The sequence below is a fragment of the Knoellia koreensis genome (assembly GCF_013041615.1).
GTDB classification, from domain to species: domain Bacteria; phylum Actinomycetota; class Actinomycetes; order Actinomycetales; family Dermatophilaceae; genus Pedococcus; species Pedococcus koreensis.
In genome coordinates, this window is sequence record NZ_JABEPQ010000002.1 from 965192 (window position 1) to 982665 (window position 17474).

Sequence of the window (17474 nt, forward strand, 5' to 3'; positions counted from 1 at the left end):
CCGGGCGACCACCCGCGCCACCGGGCGGGTTCGCCGACTGTTCACCTGATCCGTGACACCTGTCATGGCTGAATCCGCAGGTCAGGGCCACGGTGATGCACAGGTGCGCAGCCAGTGCACCCCGACCCAGGAGGACACCCCCGTGACCAGACGCACCACTGCCGTGCTCGGCGCCCTGGTGCTCGCGGCAGCCGGAGCCGCGATCCCCGCCGCAGCCACGGCCGCGACGCCCACGCACGCGATCGACCCCAAGCCGCACGACAAGCCGGGCGCCCTGCCCGGCGGCTACACCAACCTCGTGGTCATCTACGAGGAGAACCACTCCTTCGACAACCTCTACGGCGGCTGGGGCAAGGTCGGCGGCGACCGCGTCGACGGCGCCACGGCACCCGCGGTGACCCAGGTCGCCCAGGACGGCACGGCATACAACTGCCTCCTGCAGGACGACGTGAACCTGACGTCGCCCCCGCAGGCGAACACCTGTCAGGACGCCGGCCACGGCATCGCCGCGAGCGCGTTCACCAACGACGCGTTCACCATCGACGACTACATCACGCCCACCGACACCACGTGCCCGCCCGAGGGTGTCTACGCCCCGAACGGGGTCCCGAAGGGCACCGGCGAGCCCGGCGGCTGCACCCGCGACCAGGTGCACCGCTTCTACCAGGAGCAGTACCAGCTCGATGGCGGCAAGCAGGACCGCTACGTCACCGGCTCCGACGCCGTGGGGCTCACCATGGGCCGCTACGACACGACGGCGCTGCCGATCTGGAAGTACCTCCACTCCCCGCACGCGCCGAACTACGTCCTGGCCGACCGCTTCTTCCAGGGCGCCTTTGGCGGGTCGTTCCTCAACCACCAGTTCCTCATCGCCGCGCGGGCACCGCTCGACACCTCGGCCGGTGCGCTCGGCGCGAAGAACACGGTGCTCGACAGCAACGGCATGCCGACGAGCTACCCGCTCTACCAGGCGACCAGCGCGACCGTCGACGGCCAGCTGACCCGCAAGTGCGCCGACCCGTCAGCCAATGACGCGACCGCCGCCTGCGGCAACTTCGCCGTCAACACCGTGCAGCCGTCGTCGGCGCCCGCCGGCAACGGCGCGAAGATCCCGCTCATCGACGACGCGGCATACCCGAACATCGGCGACCGGCTCTCGGCCAAGGGTGTCTCGTGGAACTGGTACGCCGGCGGCTGGGACGACGCGGCCGCGGGCAACCCGGGCAAGAACTTCCAGTACCACCACCAGCCGTTCAACTACTTCGCCAACTACGCGGTCGGGGCGCCCGGGCGCTCGCACCTGCAGGACGAGACGAAGTTCATCGCCGCCGCCAAGGCCGGCACGCTGCCGCAGGTCAGCTTCGTCAAGCCGTACGGCTCGGAGAACGAGCACCCCGGGTACGCCAGCGAGCACGGCGGCAGCGACCACCTCGTCGACCTGCTCAAGACCATCACGAGCGGCCCGCAGGCCAAGCAGACGCTGGTCGTGGTGACCTACGACGAGTTCGGCGGCTCGTACGACCACGTTGCCCCGCCGAAGACCGATGCCTGGGGTCCGGGCACGCGCATCCCTGCGCTCGTGTTGTCGGCCGGCATGCAGCGCTCGGGTGTCAGCCACACGGCCTACGACACGACCTCGATCCTTGCGACGATCGAGCACGCGTGGGGCCTGGCTCCGCTGTCGCCGCGTGACGCCGTGGTGTCCGACCTCGCCCCCGCGGTGTCGGTCGGGGGTCGCCACGTCGACTCACGTCATTGGAAGCGTTAGGGCCCAGCCCTCGCCCCGGCGGCCGGTCGCCCTTGCGGGTGGCCGGCCGTCGCGCGTCTCTCCCATTTCCCCGGTATGCCGCACGGTTGGGTGCCGCGGACCCCTACAGTGAAGGGCCACACGGGTTCGGGGAGGCGTCATGTGGGGACTGAGCTGGATGTGGGTCGTGCCCGTCGCGGCCAACCTGGGCATCCTGCTGACGGGCATCGTGCTCGTCAGCGTGCGCGGGGCGTCAGCTCGATGGGGTCGGCTGGCCCTGCTGGCGCTCGGGCTCATCACGCTCGCCACGCTCTCCAACGTCGGGCTGACAGGGGCGATGGTCCAGGGCGCGATGCGGCCGTGGTCGGAGAACTACCAGCTGCTGGGCCTGGCCACCACCGTCACCCAGCTGCTGGGTTTCGGGCTGCTCATCGCTGCCCTGGTCGCCGACCGCACCACGCCGCCAACCCCAGCCCTCGAACCGCGTCCCTGGCAGCAGCCCTGGCCCGCTGACGACGAGTAGCCGCCACACTTCGGGCCACCCAGGGCTCATCACAGCCGCAGCATCGACCCTCAGTGGCCCGAAGTCGGGAAGACCCTCGCACTTCGGGCCACCCAGGGCTCATCACAGCCGCAGCACCAAGCCTCAGTGGCCCGAAGTCGGGAAGACCAGCGCGGTGGCGATGGCGGCGAGGCCCTCGCCGCGGCCGGTGAGCCCGAGGCCGTCGGCGGTCGTGCCGCTGATGGACACCGGCGCACCGGCCGCCTCGGACATCACGTCCTGCGCCTCACCCCGCCGGGTGCCGACCTTGGGCCGGTTGCCGATCACCTGGACCGCGACGTTGCCGATCTCGAAGCCGGCCGCACGCACCAGCCGGGCGGCCTCGGCCAGCAGCACCTCCCCCGAGGCGCCCGCGATCTCGGGCCGATCCGTGCCGAAGTGCGCACCCAGGTCGCCGATCCCGGCCGCGGAGAACAGCGCGTCGCAGGCAGCGTGACAAGCCACGTCGCCATCCGAGTGACCCTCCAGACCCACCTCGCCCGGCCAGAGCAGCCCGCCGACCCACAGCTCGCGGGCCGACCCTTCCGCCGCGAACCCGTGCACGTCCACTCCCACGCCCACCCGCGGCATACCGGCTCGGTCCATGCCCCCAATCCAACCACCACGAAACCCGGGTGAACGCCCCGTCACACCCCGGCTAGCGTTGCGGCGCATGAGCGACACCCTCGACATCCCGGTCCTCAGGGGCGACCTCGTCACGCTGCGTCAGCACACCGAGGCAGATGCTGAAGGCGTGCGCGAGCGCGCCGTCGACCCCGAGGCGGTCCGCTACACGACCGTGCCGCTGGACTACACCCGCGAGATGGCGGTCGAGTACGTCACGAAGTTCACGGCCCCGTCGCCAGACCAGGTGTGGTGGGCGATCGAGGTCGACGGCCGGTACGCCGGCACCATCGACCTGCGCCGGATGGACGTCGAAGCCGGGGCCGGGTCGTTGGGCTTCGCGACGCACCAGGACTTCCGTGGTCGCGGCGTCATGACCGAGGCGGTCAGCCTCGTCCTCGACCACGCCTTCGGCACGCTGGGGTGGCAGACGGTGCGCTGGGAGGCCCACGGGGGCAACTGGGGCAGCCTGAAGTCGGTGTGGCGAGCCGGTTTCCCGGTCCCCGTGTTCGTCCCCGACCTGCTCGTCGAGCGCGGCAAGCTCGTCGACGGCTGGATCAGCACCCTGCACGCCGACGCCCCACGCGAACCGGTCTGCGACTGGGACGAGCTGCGCGCCACCCTGCCGGTGTCGGGCTGACTCAGACCTGTTCGCCGGGCTGGAGCGTGTCGGCGCCGTCCGGGGCCATGTGCGGCTCGCGCCGCGCGCTCACGAGGTGCAGCAGCCACGACCCGAGCCCGGCCGCCACGAACACCGCCGAGACCACGGCGAGGCTGAACACCGAGCGCGTGGCAAACGGTGCGAGCGCGAACGCGCTGACCCCGTTGAGGATCAGGGTGAAGAACGTGAACATCGACACCGCCGCCCCGCGCGACGCGGGGAACATGTCGAGCAGGACCAGCTGGAGAGTCGGGTATGCCGCGGCCGTGCCGACCGCGATCAGCGCCGGCCCGATCACCGCCCAGGGCAGCGTGGCCGCGGTGGGCAAGGTGCCGAGCACGACGTTGACCAGCGCGCCTGCCATCGAGAAGAGAAGCGCGGCCGTCACCAGCCTGCTCGGTGAGATCCGGCCCGCGGCGCGACCACTGAGGAACGAGCCGAGCATGACGCCGCCGATCATCGGCACGAAGAACATCCAGAAGTCGAGCTCGCCCTTGCCGAGCAGGTCGACCACGAAGATCGGCGCCGACCCGATGTAGAGAAACTGGCCGGCGAACGACAGACCAGCCGCCCACGCCACCCGGTGGAACGCACCGGCCCGCGCCACCTGGCCGAGGCTTCCCACCAGAGACCCGAACCGGAACGGCAGCCGGCGCGCCGGCGGGTGCGTCTCCGGCAGCAACAGCGCCACCAAGACGATCAGCAGCAGCCCCACTCCGGCCATGAAGTAGAAGACGACCGGCCACGTCCCGACCTGCAACAGAAGCCCGCCGACGATCGGTGCGACGGCCGGCGCCACGGCGAAGATCATCATGACCCGACTCATCAGCCGCTGCGCCTGGGGCCCCTCGAACACGTCACGGATCACGGTGCGGCTGACGATGACGCCACCGCCGGCGCTCAGCCCCTGCAACACCCGGAAGGCCAACAGGACGGGCAGGCTCGGCGACAGGGCGCACCCGATCGACGCCACGGCATACACGGCGACACCGGCGAGGATCACCCGCCGGCGCCCCAACGCGTCGGACAGCGGCCCGTGGAACGGGCTCATCAGCCCGAACGCCACGAGGTAGGCGCTCACGACGAGCTGCATCTGCTCGGTCGTGGCGCCGAGGTCAGCACCCATCGCCTTGAACGCAGGGAACGGCGTGTCGATCGAGAACGGGCCCAGCATCGACAGGCCCGCCAGCAGCACCGGCACGACGACCACGAGCCGCCGCTGGTGCGCCACGTCCACCGATGGTGCGTTGGCGGCGTCGCTCACGGCGCGAGCGCGCGCTCGGCCGCCGCGAGGTCGGCCGCCGTCGTCACCTTGAACGCCAGCGGGTCACCGTCGACGACCCGCACGTGGCCACCCGCGCGCTCGACGAGTGCGGCGTCATCCGTCGCGCCACCGTCGGCTCCGGCATGCGCGTGCTCGAGCACCTCGCGCAGGAACGCCTGCGGCGTCTGGATGGCGCGCAACGTCGCCCGGTCGGGCGTCGCCACGACCCGGCCCGACGCGTCCACGGCCTTGATGGTGTCGGTGACGGGTATGCCGGGAATGACGGCCGGGTGCCCCGAGCGCACCTCGTGCACCAGCCGGCTGAACAGCGAGGCGGGCGCGAGCGCCCGGGCCGCGTCGTGGACGAGCACGATGCCGTCGTCGGGGCGCAGTGCCGCCAGACCCGCCGCGACGGAGTCGGTGCGCTCGAGACCTCCGACCACCACGTCGACGTCCTGCGGACGGGCCGACCGGGACGCGATCGCGCCCGCCTCCCGCTGGTGGGAGGCGGGCGCAACGACGACCACGTGGCTGGTCTCGGGTGCCTCGAACGCCCGGCGCACCGCATGCTCGAGCAGCGGGACACCGCCGAGGTTCACGAACGCCTTGGGCTCACTGGCACCGAGCCTGGTGCCTCGTCCACCTGCGACGAGGACGACGGCAACGCTCAGGAGGCGAGCACCTCGTCGAGGATGGCCTCCGCCTTGTCCTCGTTGGTCTTCTCGGCGAGCGCGAGCTCGGAGACGAGGATCTGCCGGGCCTTGGCGAGCATGCGCTTCTCACCGGCGGACAGACCACGGTCCTTGTCACGGCGCCACAGGTCACGAACGACCTCGGCCACCTTGATGACGTCACCGGAGGCGAGCTTCTCGAGGTTCGCCTTGTACCGACGCGACCAGTTGGTCGGCTCCTCGGTGTGGGGGGCACGCAGCACCGCGAAGACCTTGTCGAGGCCCTCCTGGCCGACCACGTCGCGGACGCCGATGTCCTCGCAGTTCTCCGCAGGAACCTCGATCGTCAGGTCGCCCTGGGCCACCTTGAGCTTGAGGTAGATCTTCTCCTCGCCCTTGATCGTGCGGGTGTTGATTTCTTCGATCAGTGCCGCCCCGTGGTGGGGGTACACGACCGTCTCGCCGACCTTGAAAACCATGTGCTGTTTTCCCCTTTCGCGACCTCCAGAATAACACGACACGCCGACGGCGGAAAGCCGAGCATCCGACGTTTGTGCTGGTCAGGGGTGGTGGAAACCCTTGGGCGCCAACGAATTCGGTCTTGACAGGAGCGGCCCTTCCGTGCAACGCGCGGGGGTGCGCGCGTTCATGACGGAGGCCGGTAGGCTGTCCGTCGTGATGAGCCGCCTGCCGCTTGCCGCCCGCCTCGAGGGCCGCCGACCGTCCCCGCGCCGACTGCTTCCGGTGGCCGTTCTCGGTGCCGCACTGGCTCTTTCGGCCTGCCAGACCCAGTCGCCGATCCAGACCGACGTGGCCTACCAGCCCGCCGACGGCGTGCCCGTCGACCTCGGCCAGGTGCAGATCCGCGACCTCGTGATCGTCAGCGGCGGCAAGGACAAGGCCGGCACCCTGTCGGGCGCGGTGAGCAACACGAGCAACCAAGAGGCGCGCATCGCCTTCGCCCTCCCCCAGGCCCAGCCGGTCTACACGACCGCCGCACCCCACAGCGAGGCCCGCCTCACCGGCGACAAGCAGCTCCAGCTCCCGGCAGTGCCGACACCGGCCGGCAGCACGGTGACGCTCACCGTGCAGTCCCCGACCGCGCCGACCACCGTGGTCGTCGTGCCGGTCGTGGCCGCCAACCACTACTACGCCACCCTCGCACCCACCCCGCAGCCGAGCGGGACGGCGACCCCGAGCGCCACCGCCACCCCCTGAGGTGAGTGACGTCGGTATGCCGCGTGGGCGGCATACCGAGGTCATCGCACGCAGGTGCGCGGGGGCTCAGTCGCTCTCGAACTTGTAGCCCAGGCCGCGCACCGTGACGATGTGCCGCGGATCGGCCGGGTCGGGCTCGATCTTGGCGCGCAGCCGCTTGACGTGGACGTCGAGGGTCTTGGTGTCGCCGACGTAGTCGCTGCCCCAGACGCGGTCGATCAGTTGCATCCGGGTGAGGACGCGACCGGTGTTGCGCAGCAACATCTCCAGCAGCTCGAACTCCTTGAGCGGCAGCTGGGTCGGCTCACCACCGACGGTGACGATGTGGCGCTCGACGTCCATCCGCACCGGGCCGGCCTCGATGGTCGCGGGCAGCAGGTCCTCGGGCTCCTGGCCGCGGCGCAGGACGGCCTTGATGCGGGCCAGCAGCTCGCGCGAGGAGTAGGGCTTGGTGACGTAGTCGTCGGCGCCGATCTCGAGCCCGACGACCTTGTCGATCTCGCTGTCCTTGGCGGTCAACATGATGACGGGGACGCTCGAGCGCTGGCGCAGCGCACGGCAGACCTCGGTGCCGGACAGGCCGGGGAGCATGAGGTCGAGCAGCACCAGGTCGGCGCCGTTGCGGTCGAAGTCGTCGAGCGCCTCGGGGCCGGTCTCCGCGACGGCGACCTCGTACCCCTCCTTGCGCAGCAGGTACGACAACGGGTCGGAGAACGAGACCTCGTCCTCGACCACCAGGATGCGGGTCATGCGTGCGGTGCTCCTTGCGTGCGGCTGGTGCGGTTGGTCCGGTCGGGGCGGGCAGCGGCGAGGCGATGGCCCGCGGGCGAGGTGGGGGGCGTCGTGGCGTTCGCGGGGCGCGAGTCGGCTCGGGAGTCGGCGCGGGCGCCGGGGCGGCCCGGCGCATCGGTGGCGGCCGGCTCGGTCGTGGCCCCGGCGGTGGTGTCGTCGGCGGCGGGCAGACGGATCGTGAAGGTCGACCCGCGACCCTCCTCGCTCCAGACCGTGACGTCGCCGCCGTGGTTGGCGCAGATGTGCTTGACGATCGCGAGGCCGAGGCCGGTGCCGCCGGTGGCGCGCGACCGGGCGGCGTCGACGCGGTAGAAGCGCTCGAAGATGCGAGCCTGCTCGGCCTCGGGGATGCCCGCACCCTGGTCGCTGACGGTGATCTCGACCATGTCGCCGCTGCGCCTGCCACCGATCGCGACCCGCGACCCGGCGTCGGAGTAGGTGACGGCGTTACCGATGAGGTTGCGGACGGCCGTGACCAGCAGGTCCTCGTCACCGAACACCTTGAGGTCGGCCGCGGTCGCCTCGGTGAGGCTGATCTGCTTGGCGTCGGCGGCGACCCGCGAGTAGTCGATCGCCTCGTGGACGGCGGCGGTCACGTCCACCAGCTGCGGCTCGTGCAACGTGTCGGCGACCTGCAGCCGGGAGAGGTCGACGATCTCCTTGACGAGCTGGGCCAGGCGGTGGCTCTCGATCTGCATCCGCGACGCGAACCGCTCGACCGCCTCCGGGTCGTCCTTGGCGTCGAGGATGGCCTCGGCCAGCAGCCCGATGCCGCCGACCGGCGTCTTGAGCTCGTGGCTCACGTTGGCGACGAAGTCGCGCCTGACCTCCTCGACGCGGGTGGCCTGCGTGTGGTCCTCGACGAGCAGCAGGACGTGGTTGCTGCCCAGCGGGGCGACCCTGGCGCGCATGACCGAACGGGCCTGGCCGAGCGGTCCGCGGGCGAGCTCGAGGGTGGCCTCGCGGATGACCCCGTCGCGTCGTACCTGCCGGGCGAGGTGGCGCAGCTCGGAGTGGACCAGCTCGGTGCCCTTGACCAGGCCGTAGGCGACGGCGGGCGGGGAGTTGTTGATGACCTCGTCGGCGGAGTCGACGACGATCGCGCCCGAACGCAGGACGGCGAGGACGTCGCCGACGCCGGGCGGCAGTCCCTGGACGGCGGGCGTGGTCTCGGGCACCGTGGTCTGCTGGCGTTCGGAGTACCGCACGGCGATGACCGCGAGGGCGCCGAGGATCAGCCCGGCAAAGCCGGACAGCACGGCGACCTGCGTGGTATCCACACGTCAAATGTACGGTCCACGGCATACCGACACCGACCGCGACCGCCTGTGCGCGCACGCCACACCCCAGATGTTCACCTGAGTTCACCCGATCGTTCACTGGTCCGTGGGAGCCTCATCGCGCACGCACCACCGGCACCCCCGTGCCCACATCCCAAGGGAAGCAATGCGCGACGCCTTTCACGAGGACCTCGACACCATCTCCGACCGGCTGGTCGAGATGACCCGCCTGGCCGGGTCCGCCATGTCCCGCGCGACGACCGCGCTGCTCGACGCGGACATCCAGCTCGCCGAGTCGGTCATCGCGGCCGACAAGGAGCTCGACACGATGCGCGAGGACCTCGACGCCCTGTCGATCGACCTCCTCGCCCGGCAGCAGCCCGTGGCCACCGACCTGCGCATGGTCGTCACGAGCATGCGCATGAGCGCCGACCTCGAACGCATGGGCGACCTCGCCCGGCACGTCGCCAAGGTCGCCCGGCTGCGCTACCCCGACTCGGCGGTGCCGGCCGACGTCCGCGCCACCATCCTGCAGATGGGGCAGGTCGCCGAGCGCATCGTCGCCAAGTGCGGCCAGGTCATCGCGGCCAAGGACGTCGAGGACGCCAAGACCCTCGAGCAGGACGACGACGCGATGGACGACCTGCACCGCGAGCTGTTCAGCCACCTCAACGACGGCACGTGGCAGCACGGCACGCAGTCGGCCGTCGACCTGACCCTGCTGGGTCGCTACTACGAGCGGTTCGCCGACCACGCGGTCTCCGTCGCGCACCGCGTCGTCTACCTGGTCACCGGTGAATGGGATGTCGCCGAGGACCACGAGGAGCAGGAGGATCGCGCCACGTTGCGCTGACCCTGCTTCCTGGAGGGGCCCGGTATGCCGTGGGGGCGGCGCACCGGGCCCCTCGCCTTTTCGGATGGCCCCCCATTTCTCCCAGCGGTTCGAGGTGATCCCTCACCGGATTCCGGAGCAGAAATACCTCGAATCGCGTGGGGATGCTTTCAACCTCGGCGACACTGGGTCGCGTCTAGGGGTGCATGAGCACAGTCGTCGTCGGGGGGAGGTCCACCGTGGAGGCCGAGGTCGGGTCTGCCGAGGAGGACTTCGCCCGGTTCGTCCGCACGCGGTGGGATCAGCTGGTGCGCACGGCATACCTCCTCACGGGTGACCGGGGCCGCGCGGAGGACCTCGTCCAGACCACGCTGGTGAAGGTGCACCGCCGCTGGCGGCACATCTCCGGCGAGTCGCCCTACGCCTACACGCGGGCTGCGCTCGCCAACGAGTCGGCGTCGTGGTGGCGCCGACGCCGGGTGGCCGAGTCGCTCGGCGAGGTACCCGTGGGGGCCGACCGGGCGCCCGGGGACGCGTATGCCGCGGTCGACGCCCGCGACGAGCTCGCCCGAGCGGTCGTGCAGCTGCCGCCGCGGATGCGGGCGGTGATCGTGCTGCGCTACTTCGAGGACCTGTCGGAGGCCGACACTGCTGCGGCCCTGGGGGTGTCGACGGGTTCGGTGAAGAGCCAGGCGTCACGGGGACTGGAGCGGCTGCGGGTGGTGCTTGAGGCGCAATCCGGCTCTCAGACAACGGAATCCGACCGAGGCGAGAGGAGCCCGGCATGAGCATCGAGACCCAGCTGCGCGAGGCACTGACCGCGCGGGCGGACGAGGTGGGCGGCAGCACCGGCGACCCCTACGAGCGGGTGAGCGGCGCGGTGCGAAGCTCGCAGCGGCGGCGTCGGGCAGTCGTTGGTGGCGTGGCGGTGGCGGCCCTGGCCGCGGGAGTCCTCGCGCCACAGGTGCTCGGTAACCAGGGCGACCGCGGAACGACCCCGGCGACTCACACCCAGACCCTGCAGCTGCCCGCCCCGAACAACCCGGCGTGGCAGAAGCTCTCGACGTGGCCGACCCGTGGCTCGCTCGCGGGTGACAAGGGCTTCATGACGGCGGTCCTGGCTCGCTTCGACGGCGAGGCGCCCCGGATCCTCTTCGCCGGTGACGTCGAGGACCGGCGCGTCGTGCTGGCCTTCCAGCGCATCGCCGTACCCGTCGATGGGCCGGCCGGGGCAGGCGTCGACGAGCAGATCCAGGTGCTCAGCGGGCCGCGCGGCGCGCGCATCGACCAGCTGGAGATGGGCTCGAACAACTCCCCGGGCGACGTGAACACGCTCGTGGTGCGCCGAGACCAAGGACCCGACGGGTGGCTGATGGTCCTCGCCCCGCGCGACGTCCGCACGGCCGAGGTGTCCGCCTCGGTGTCGATCTCACCCTCGGGGACGGTTTCGCGCACCTGGTCGTCGCTCCCGCTCAGCGACGGCGTGGGCGTGATCCAGCTGCGCAACGCCCCGGTCGCCGTGACGCGGGTTCGAGCTGGTGGCTACGACGGGAACCTGCAGGTGCTCGCAGGAAACACCGACCAGGAACAACCCAACGCGGCGGCCTTCTGCGGCGGCTGCGGCGACTCGTTCTACGCGAGCGGACTGGACGCCGCGCGCGACGCAATGGCCACGGCCCTGGGTCTGCGTCCGGACCAGGTCGAGGTCAGCGCCCAGGTGCAGGGCCGTATCGACCGCGCGCTGCAGGGGAAGGACGGCACCCTCGGGGGGCCGGGCTCCGTGGGTCGGGTGCTGGTGGTCAACGGGCGGATCCCCGGTGGCGCCGTCGTGCGCACCGTCGCGGTCAGTGTCACGGAGAAGGACGGCTCGGGCTCGGTCTACCAGGCCGAGGACATCGTGCCCATCGACGCGGCCACGGCGGACCGCCGTCCGTGGGCCACGTGGGTCGACGACCCGGCGGGACAGGGGCTGGTCGTGCAGGTCTTCGCGCCGGGGGCCGCGTCGGTCCAGATCAGGTCCGAGTCTGCGACGATCTACCCCGGCAGCTCCCGGGCGCCGGTGAAGAACGGGTCCGCGGTGGTCGACATCGCCTCGGGGCAGAACGCCGTGCAACACCTCAGCGTGGTGACCTACGACGCGGCGGGACGCGAGCTGGGGACCTGGCCGCTCCAACCGACCAACCTCGGCGACCCGCTCGACCTGAGCCCCGACAACTGAGGCGGACCACCCACTGGTTCGAGGTATCGCCGCGCCGGATTCCGGTGCGGTAATACCTCGAATCGCGGGGTGGGTGGGTCAGCGGCCCTGGTTGGCGACGGCTGCGGCGGCCTCGGCGGCGGCCTCGGGGTCGAGGTACTCGGCCGGCTTGGTCGGCATGAAGTCCTCACCCAGGGTGTAGACCAGCGGCTGACCCGTGGGGATGTTGAGGCCGGCGATGTCCTCGTCGCTGATGCCGTCGAGGTGCTTGACCAGCGCGCGCAGCGAGTTGCCGTGGGCGGTCACGAGCACCGTCTCACCAGCCTCGAGGTCGTCCTGGATCGGCCCCTCCCAGTAGGGCATGAGCCGGGCGATGACGTCCTTGAGGCACTCGGTGCGCGGCACCTCGATGCCGGCGTAGCGCGGGTCGCTGCTCTGGTCGAACTCCGACCCGACCTCGATCTCCGGCGGCGGGGTGTCGAACGAGCGCCGCCACAGCATGAACTGCTCGTCGCCGTACTTCTCCCGCGTCGCCGCCTTGTCCAGCCCCTGCAACGCGCCATAGTGACGCTCGTTGAGCCGCCAGTCGCGACGCACCGGGATCCAGTGCCGGTCGGCCTCGTCGAGCGCGAGGTTGGCCGTGTTGATGGCCCGGCGCAGCACCGACGTGTGCACGACCGTGGGCAGGATCCCCTTGTCCTTCAACAGCTTCCCGCCGTTGACTGCTTCGGCACGTCCCTGGTCGTTGAGGTCGACGTCGACCCATCCGGTGAAGAGGTTCTTCGCGTTCCACTCGGAGTGTCCGTGGCGCAGCAGGATGAGGGTGTAGGCCATGCGACCAACCCTAGCGAGCGTCCTCCCGCGGCGGGTCACCGTCCCGCTGGAGGATCGACCGGAACGCCTCGAGGTTGCGCAGCGACTCACCGCGCGAGACCCGCCAGTCCCACTCCTTGCGCATCGAGGTGATGAAGCCGATCACGAGCAGCTCGTTGAAGTGGGCATCCGCGGCTTCCAGCAACGCACCACACAAAGCGTCGAGGTATGCCGCGTCGACGGCCGCCAGCGGGACGCGTCCGGTGACGTAGACGTCGCCACTGGCGTCGACGGCATACGCGAGTCCGGGCAGCCGGAGGTTGCGCCGCAGGAGGTATCGGTAGAACTCGAGGTGGTTCTCGTCGGGCTGGCGGATGACGAAGGCGGACACCGAGAGTGCGTCGGCGCCGACGACGAGCGAGGCGACGGTCTTGAGCTTCTTCTCCCCCGGCAGCGTCAGGACGTACTCGCCGTCCCGCGCGCCGGGCTCCCACTCGATGCCGGCGTCGGCGAGGAAGGCCTCGAGGACCGCGGCCACCGACTCACGCGTGGCACTCACGGTGTCACCGCCGCGGGCACACCGACGAGCGAACCCGTCGGCGAGGGGCCGTCGAGGCCACGGTTGCGCGCCCGGCACGCCTCGACGTAGACCTCGTAGAGCCGTTCGGTCGTGCGACCCCACCCGAACAGTGCGGCATGGTCGACGGCTTTGCGGGACAAGGCTTTTCGCGCCACCTCGTCGACTATCAGGCCCTCGAGGGCGTCCGCCCACGTGGCCGGGTCGTGTCCGGGGACCAGCAGCCCGGCGTCGCCCACGGCCGTCGGCAGGCCACCGACGTCGGCCGCCACGACAGGCGTCCCACACGCCTGCGCCTCCACCGCTACGAGCCCGAACGACTCCGAGTAGCTCGGCACCGCAACGAGATCCGCTGCGCGGTACCACTGCGCCAGCTCGGTGCGCGGCACCGGCGGGACGAACCGCACCTGCGGCGTCACGCCCAGCCGCGACGCCAGCTCGGCGAGCGCCTCGGGGTGGGCCAGACCCGACCCGGACGGTCCCCCCAGAACCGCCACGACCAGCTCACCGGCCCAGTCCGGGTGGCGGGCCAGCAGCTCCGCGGCAGCCTGCACCAGGACCTCGGGCCCCTTGAGCGGCTGGATCCGCCCCACGAACAGCAGCACCTTGGCATCGTCCGGCAGCCCCACCGAGGCGCGAGCGGCACGCTGGTCGCCCGGGCTGAACAGGTCGAGGTCCACCCCGGGAGGCACGACGACCACCTTGTCGGGGTCCGCGGCATACAGGTCGATGAGCTCGCCCCGCTCACCCAGGGTGTTCGCGATGAGGCGGTCGGCCGCCTCGACGACCTGCACCTCGCCGATCTCCCGGCCACTCGGCTCGGGGGTGTCGCCCGCGGCGAGGTGGAGGTTCTTGACCCGCGCCATCGTGTGCATGGTGTGCACGAGGGGCACCTGCCAGCGGTCCGCCGCCAGCCAGCCGACCTGGCCCGACAGCCAGTAGTGCGAGTGGACGAGGTCGTAGTAGCCCTCCGGATGGTGGGCGCCCGTGCGCATGACCCCGGCCGCGAACGCGCAGAGCTGACCCGGCAGGTCGTCCTTGCCCAGCCCCTCGTAGGGCCCGGCAGTCACGTGCCGCACCAGGACGCCGGGCTCGAGCTCCACCGTCGGCGGCAGGTCGGCGGACGTGGTCCGCGTGAAGATCTCCACCGCCACGTCCCGCTTCGCCAGCTGCCGCGCGACCTCGACGACGTAGACGTTCATGCCGCCCGCGTCACCCGTGCCGGGTTGCTCGAGGGGCGAGGTGTGGACGCTGAGCATGGCGACGCGGTCGATGCGTTCGCAGCTCATGCTGTCGAGTCTGCCACCACCGGCGGCTACCCCTGCGGTCGGGCGCGGGAGGAGACCGTGAGCGACGCCGCGTCGGACCACACATGCACGTCCACGCGCCCCTCCGGGCGGGCGTCGACCCCACGGGCCACGCGTTGCGGGCCGACGCCGACGTCGGTGCCCATGGAGGAGGTGTATGCCGCCTGGCCGTCCAGCGCGCCGGGGTCCAGCCAGCGGGCGGAACCACGCAGGTTGACCGCGGGCAGCGCCGGCGGGAGCCCGGTCGTGAGCGGCCGGTGGTCGAGGTGCCAGATGACGCCGTCGGCACCGTTGATGTTGACGCCGAGCCGGATGACCGGTCCGGCGAGCTCGACCCGCAACGTGAACGGCAGGCTGCGGTGGCCGTCGAAGACCTCGCCGAAGTAGGTGGCGCGCCCGGGGAGGAACACCAGCTCGTCCACGCGGATGTTGTCGAACCGTCGCTCGATGCGCTCCTGCCGCTTGGTGCCCGAGCCCTCGACCCGGCCCTGGACCGCCGACAGCATCGACCCGCTGATGACGGTCTGGAGCAGCAGGTCGTCGCCGCGCATGACCCGCATGCCGTCGGAATAGAGGCTGACCGTCACCCCACCGCCGAGGGTGGCGACGCCGCGGGCATCGCCGCCGACGACGAGCAGACCCGGTGTGACGTTGTCGAAGCCGTTGTCACCGCGCAACCACTGCGGCACATGGGACACGAGCCCGAGCAGCGACAAGGCTGCCAGGGAGGCCACGAGCGCGACCATGCTGCGGCTGATGTCCCGCTCGCGCCACCACCACACGGTGCCACCCTACGGTCGTCGCCCCCTGCCGCTCGCTTGCGTCTGCGTGAGCGGTTGCCATGGCCGCCGTTCACGCAGACGCAAGCACCCGGGGGAGGCGCATAGGCTGCCGGGGTGCCCGCCCCACGACCGGTCGGCGCCATCACCCGTGGCACCACCAACCCGAACCGGCTCCGCAGGGTCGACCGCTGGCTGGCCGGGCCGCAGGCGTGGCGGTTGCGCGCCCCCGACGAGCCACCGGTCGTCGTCGACCTCGGCTACGGCGCGTCGCCCGTCACCGCGGTCGAGCTCCGCGACCGGCTGACCCGCGTGCGCCCGGACGTGCAGGTGGTCGGCGTCGAGATCGACCCGGCCCGTGTCGCCGCCGCCAAACCGCTTGAGCGCCAAGGCCTTTCGTTCCGCCTGGGTGGGTTCGAGGTGCCTCTCGATGACGACCGGCGACCGCAGGTGGTGCGCGCCTTCAACGTCCTGCGCCAGTACGACGAGACCGAGGTCGCCGCGGCGTGGCGGACCGTCCAGGACCGCCTCGCACCGGACGGCCTGCTCGTCGACGGCACCTGCGACGAGCTCGGCCGGCTCAGCACCTGGGTGGCGGTGGACGCCGACGGTCCCCTGTCGCTCAGCCTCTCGTGGCGCCTGCGTGGCCTCACGACGCCCTCCGACATCGCCGAACGGCTCCCCAAGGCACTCATCCACCGCAACGTCCCGGGCGAGCCTGTCCACGGGTGGCTCACCGCGCTCGACCAGGCGTGGGCACGCAACGCACACCACGCGGCATACGGTGTGCGCCAACGGTTCCTGGCCGCCATGGGCGCCCTCCGCGCGGACGGTTGGCCACTGCTCGACGGGCCGGCGCGGTGGCGGCTCGGCGAGGTGACGCTCGCCTGGTCGGCGGTCACTCCGGGCGGGGACCCCGCCCAAACGCCTCAGCGGGCGTAGTCGTCCTCGAGGCGCACGATGTCGGCCTCGTCGAACTCACCGAACGCGACCTCGAGGAGGCGCCCCGGCTGGTCACCCTTGTTGGCCATGCGGTGCACGGCGCCCACCGGCACCCACACCGACTCGCCCGGCTCGGCGCTCCAGGTGCGGTCGCCCACGGTGACCTCGATCGGCACGTCGAGCACCTGCCAGAACTCGCCGCGGTGGTCGTGGGTCTGCAGCGACAACCGGTGCCCGGGCTCGACGGTGATGATCTTGACGGTGACGCGCTCGTTGGACACGAACTGCTGGAAGTTCCCCCACGGCCGCTCGACCCGGAAGATCCCGTCTCGCGGGTCGGCGAGCTGCTCGAGCTGGTCGGTCTGCTGGTCTGGCATTGGTCTCCCCCTGCGAGAGTCGGCGCCACCCCGTGTGGTCGCCGTGAAGTCGTGGTCCTCGTTCACCACGGCCCGTAGGGTCCCATGCGCTGGCCCCCACGGCCCCCACTCACCTGACGTAGAGCCGGTCTCACATCAGCGAGGTAGATCGCGGCGCCGACGAAGCCGATCAGCCCGATCGAGAACAGCAGCCCGCTGTTGATCGACACGAAGCCGAACACCGCGGCGAGCGCCGTGACGATGGTCCAGAACTTCTTCGTCCGCTTCCCGGCGGCGACGAACGCGTCCGGCCGGTTGCGCAGGCAGTCGACGAGCGCGAACAGCTCCGCCCCGAAGGCGGCGAGGCTGAGCAGCAGGACGACGATGCTCTGGGCACTGCCGATCGCGGAGAACATGGCGTCAGCCTAATGGGGCCCGCACACTCAGACGTCCACCACCAGCGTGACGGGGCCCTCGTTCACCAGGGCGACCTGCATCATTGCCCCGAAACGCCCGGTCGCCACCTCGACACCACGCTGGCGCAGCGCCGCCACGACGGCCTCCACGAGCGGCTCGGCCACGGGGCCGGGCGCGGCGGCGTTCCACGACGGGCGCCGGCCCTTGCGGGTGTCGGCATAGAGCGTGAACTGGCTGACCACGAGCACCGGTGCACCCTCGTCGAGGACTGACCGCTCGTCGTCCAGGATGCGCAGCTCGCTGATCTTGCGGGCCATCGTCGCCACCTGCTCGGGCCCGTCGTCGTGGGTGACGCCGACGAGGGCGAGCAGGCCGGGGCGCGTGATCTCGCCGACGACCTCACCGTCGACGGTCACCGAGGCTCGGCTGACGCGTTGCAGCACCGCGCGCACGGTT

At 71.2% G+C, this 17474-nt stretch carries 21 protein-coding genes; 8 read left to right on the forward strand and 13 right to left on the reverse strand.

Annotation, left to right across the window (positions count from 1 at the left end):
- Window positions 1-142 precede the first annotated feature (142 nt).
- On the forward strand, window positions 143-1768 hold the full coding sequence (gene acpA, locus HJG52_RS12850; protein WP_206070553.1) for an acid phosphatase: 1626 nt from the start codon (window positions 143-145) through the stop codon (window positions 1766-1768).
- A 139-nt stretch (window positions 1769-1907) separates the two neighbouring features.
- Complete coding sequence (locus HJG52_RS12855) at window positions 1908-2270, forward strand: hypothetical protein (RefSeq protein ID WP_171243935.1); 363 nt, start codon at window positions 1908-1910, stop codon at window positions 2268-2270.
- 123 nt (window positions 2271-2393) lie between these two features.
- On the opposite strand, the gene ispF is transcribed toward HJG52_RS12855, so the two are convergent.
- The gene (gene ispF / locus HJG52_RS12860) at window positions 2394-2894 is read right to left on the reverse strand and encodes a 2-C-methyl-D-erythritol 2,4-cyclodiphosphate synthase (protein WP_171243936.1); all 501 of its coding nucleotides are present in this window, start codon (window positions 2892-2894) and stop codon (window positions 2394-2396) included.
- A 67-nt stretch (window positions 2895-2961) separates the two neighbouring features.
- Here ispF and HJG52_RS12865 point away from each other — a divergent pair, with 67 nt between their 5' ends.
- A complete protein-coding gene (locus tag HJG52_RS12865; protein WP_171243937.1) occupies window positions 2962-3552 on the forward strand; it encodes a GNAT family N-acetyltransferase in 591 nt (196 codons plus the stop codon).
- 1 nt (window position 3553) lies between these two features.
- On the opposite strand, the gene HJG52_RS12870 is transcribed toward HJG52_RS12865, so the two are convergent.
- Genes HJG52_RS12870 through HJG52_RS12880 form a run of 3 tightly spaced genes read right to left on the reverse strand, consistent with a single transcriptional unit; the run spans window position 3554 to window position 5987 of the window.
- Window positions 3554-4837, reverse strand: coding sequence for a multidrug effflux MFS transporter (locus HJG52_RS12870; protein WP_346767729.1), 1284 nt, complete (start codon window positions 4835-4837; stop codon window positions 3554-3556).
- On the reverse strand, window positions 4834-5508 hold the full coding sequence (ispD, locus tag HJG52_RS12875) for a 2-C-methyl-D-erythritol 4-phosphate cytidylyltransferase (RefSeq protein WP_171244171.1): 675 nt from the start codon (window positions 5506-5508) through the stop codon (window positions 4834-4836). The genes HJG52_RS12870 and ispD overlap by 4 nt, the downstream gene beginning before the upstream one ends.
- Window positions 5505-5987 carry a CarD family transcriptional regulator gene (locus tag HJG52_RS12880; RefSeq protein ID WP_056884891.1) on the reverse strand — a complete coding sequence of 161 codons (483 nt, stop codon included), beginning with the start codon at window positions 5985-5987 and terminating at the stop codon, window positions 5505-5507. Before HJG52_RS12880 ends, ispD begins: the two co-directional genes overlap by 4 nt.
- Before the next feature lie 196 nt (window positions 5988-6183).
- Here HJG52_RS12880 and HJG52_RS12885 point away from each other — a divergent pair, with 196 nt between their 5' ends.
- Entirely contained in the window at window positions 6184-6726 is a 543-nt protein-coding gene (locus tag HJG52_RS12885; protein ID WP_171243938.1) for a hypothetical protein, read from the forward strand.
- Between the two features lie 66 nt (window positions 6727-6792).
- On the opposite strand, the gene HJG52_RS12890 is transcribed toward HJG52_RS12885, so the two are convergent.
- The gene (locus HJG52_RS12890) at window positions 6793-7476 is read right to left on the reverse strand and encodes a response regulator transcription factor (protein WP_171243939.1); all 684 of its coding nucleotides are present in this window, start codon (window positions 7474-7476) and stop codon (window positions 6793-6795) included.
- A complete protein-coding gene (locus HJG52_RS12895) occupies window positions 7473-8798 on the reverse strand; it encodes an ATP-binding protein (RefSeq protein ID WP_171243940.1) in 1326 nt (441 codons plus the stop codon). Before HJG52_RS12895 ends, HJG52_RS12890 begins: the two co-directional genes overlap by 4 nt.
- A gap of 166 nt (window positions 8799-8964) precedes the next feature.
- On the opposite strand from HJG52_RS12895, the gene phoU reads away from it, so the two are divergent.
- The 3 genes from phoU to HJG52_RS12910 all read left to right on the forward strand — a co-directional run bounded on the left by phoU (window position 8965) and on the right by HJG52_RS12910 (window position 11848).
- Complete coding sequence (gene phoU, locus HJG52_RS12900; RefSeq protein WP_171243941.1) at window positions 8965-9651, forward strand: phosphate signaling complex protein PhoU; 687 nt, start codon at window positions 8965-8967, stop codon at window positions 9649-9651.
- Window positions 9652-9836: 185 nt separating this feature from the next.
- On the forward strand, window positions 9837-10418 hold the full coding sequence (locus tag HJG52_RS12905; RefSeq protein WP_171243942.1) for a SigE family RNA polymerase sigma factor: 582 nt from the start codon (window positions 9837-9839) through the stop codon (window positions 10416-10418).
- The gene (locus HJG52_RS12910; RefSeq protein WP_171243943.1) at window positions 10415-11848 is read left to right on the forward strand and encodes a hypothetical protein; all 1434 of its coding nucleotides are present in this window, start codon (window positions 10415-10417) and stop codon (window positions 11846-11848) included. The genes HJG52_RS12905 and HJG52_RS12910 overlap by 4 nt, the downstream gene beginning before the upstream one ends.
- 78 nt (window positions 11849-11926) lie before the next feature.
- On the opposite strand, the gene HJG52_RS12915 is transcribed toward HJG52_RS12910, so the two are convergent.
- Genes HJG52_RS12915 through HJG52_RS12930 form a run of 4 tightly spaced genes read right to left on the reverse strand, consistent with a single transcriptional unit; the run spans window position 11927 to window position 15306 of the window.
- Entirely contained in the window at window positions 11927-12661 is a 735-nt protein-coding gene (locus tag HJG52_RS12915) for a phosphoglyceromutase (RefSeq protein ID WP_171243944.1), read from the reverse strand.
- A gap of 10 nt (window positions 12662-12671) precedes the next feature.
- Complete coding sequence (locus tag HJG52_RS12920) at window positions 12672-13199, reverse strand: YbjN domain-containing protein (protein ID WP_346767730.1); 528 nt, start codon at window positions 13197-13199, stop codon at window positions 12672-12674.
- Complete coding sequence (gene mshA / locus HJG52_RS12925; protein WP_171243946.1) at window positions 13196-14506, reverse strand: D-inositol-3-phosphate glycosyltransferase; 1311 nt, start codon at window positions 14504-14506, stop codon at window positions 13196-13198. Before mshA ends, HJG52_RS12920 begins: the two co-directional genes overlap by 4 nt.
- Before the next feature lie 26 nt (window positions 14507-14532).
- Window positions 14533-15306, reverse strand: a complete 774-nt coding sequence (locus HJG52_RS12930) for a hypothetical protein (RefSeq protein WP_171243947.1) — start codon at window positions 15304-15306, stop codon at window positions 14533-14535.
- 114 nt (window positions 15307-15420) lie between these two features.
- Here HJG52_RS12930 and HJG52_RS12935 point away from each other — a divergent pair, with 114 nt between their 5' ends.
- Window positions 15421-16245, forward strand: coding sequence for a class I SAM-dependent methyltransferase (locus HJG52_RS12935; RefSeq protein WP_171243948.1), 825 nt, complete (start codon window positions 15421-15423; stop codon window positions 16243-16245).
- Here the strand turns inward: HJG52_RS12935 and HJG52_RS12940 are convergent.
- The 3 genes from HJG52_RS12940 to dtd form a co-directional block, all read right to left on the reverse strand.
- Window positions 16233-16622, reverse strand: coding sequence for a phosphomannose isomerase type II C-terminal cupin domain (locus tag HJG52_RS12940; RefSeq protein WP_171243949.1), 390 nt, complete (start codon window positions 16620-16622; stop codon window positions 16233-16235). The genes HJG52_RS12935 and HJG52_RS12940 overlap by 13 nt on opposite strands.
- A gap of 62 nt (window positions 16623-16684) precedes the next feature.
- Window positions 16685-17017: a DUF2516 family protein gene (locus HJG52_RS12945; RefSeq protein ID WP_171243950.1), complete on the reverse strand. Its 333-nt coding sequence runs from the start codon at window positions 17015-17017 to the stop codon at window positions 16685-16687.
- Between the two features lie 27 nt (window positions 17018-17044).
- Window positions 17045-17470 carry a D-aminoacyl-tRNA deacylase gene (gene dtd, locus HJG52_RS12950; RefSeq protein ID WP_171243951.1) on the reverse strand — a complete coding sequence of 142 codons (426 nt, stop codon included), beginning with the start codon at window positions 17468-17470 and terminating at the stop codon, window positions 17045-17047.
- Window positions 17471-17474 lie beyond the last annotated feature (4 nt).

Bases quoted from the DNA above. Each gene is read 5' to 3' on its own strand.
- HJG52_RS12890 (WP_171243939.1), bottom strand. From the start codon at position 7,476: ATGACCCGCATCCTGGTGGTCGAGGACGAGGTCTCGTTCTCCGACCCG.
- HJG52_RS12855 (WP_171243935.1), top strand. From the start codon at position 1,908: ATGTGGGGACTGAGCTGGATGTGGGTCGTGCCCGTCGCGGCCAACCTG.
- HJG52_RS12910 (WP_171243943.1), top strand. From the start codon at position 10,415: ATGAGCATCGAGACCCAGCTGCGCGAGGCACTGACCGCGCGGGCGGAC.
- HJG52_RS12880 (WP_056884891.1), bottom strand. From the start codon at position 5,987: ATGGTTTTCAAGGTCGGCGAGACGGTCGTGTACCCCCACCACGGGGCG.
- mshA (WP_171243946.1), bottom strand. From the start codon at position 14,506: ATGAGCTGCGAACGCATCGACCGCGTCGCCATGCTCAGCGTCCACACC.
- HJG52_RS12915 (WP_171243944.1), bottom strand. From the start codon at position 12,661: ATGGCCTACACCCTCATCCTGCTGCGCCACGGACACTCCGAGTGGAAC.
- HJG52_RS12865 (WP_171243937.1), top strand. From the start codon at position 2,962: ATGAGCGACACCCTCGACATCCCGGTCCTCAGGGGCGACCTCGTCACG.
- HJG52_RS12905 (WP_171243942.1), top strand. From the start codon at position 9,837: ATGAGCACAGTCGTCGTCGGGGGGAGGTCCACCGTGGAGGCCGAGGTC.
- ispF (WP_171243936.1), bottom strand. From the start codon at position 2,894: ATGGACCGAGCCGGTATGCCGCGGGTGGGCGTGGGAGTGGACGTGCAC.
- HJG52_RS12945 (WP_171243950.1), bottom strand. From the start codon at position 17,017: ATGTTCTCCGCGATCGGCAGTGCCCAGAGCATCGTCGTCCTGCTGCTC.
- phoU (WP_171243941.1), top strand. From the start codon at position 8,965: ATGCGCGACGCCTTTCACGAGGACCTCGACACCATCTCCGACCGGCTG.
- HJG52_RS12940 (WP_171243949.1), bottom strand. From the start codon at position 16,622: ATGCCAGACCAGCAGACCGACCAGCTCGAGCAGCTCGCCGACCCGCGA.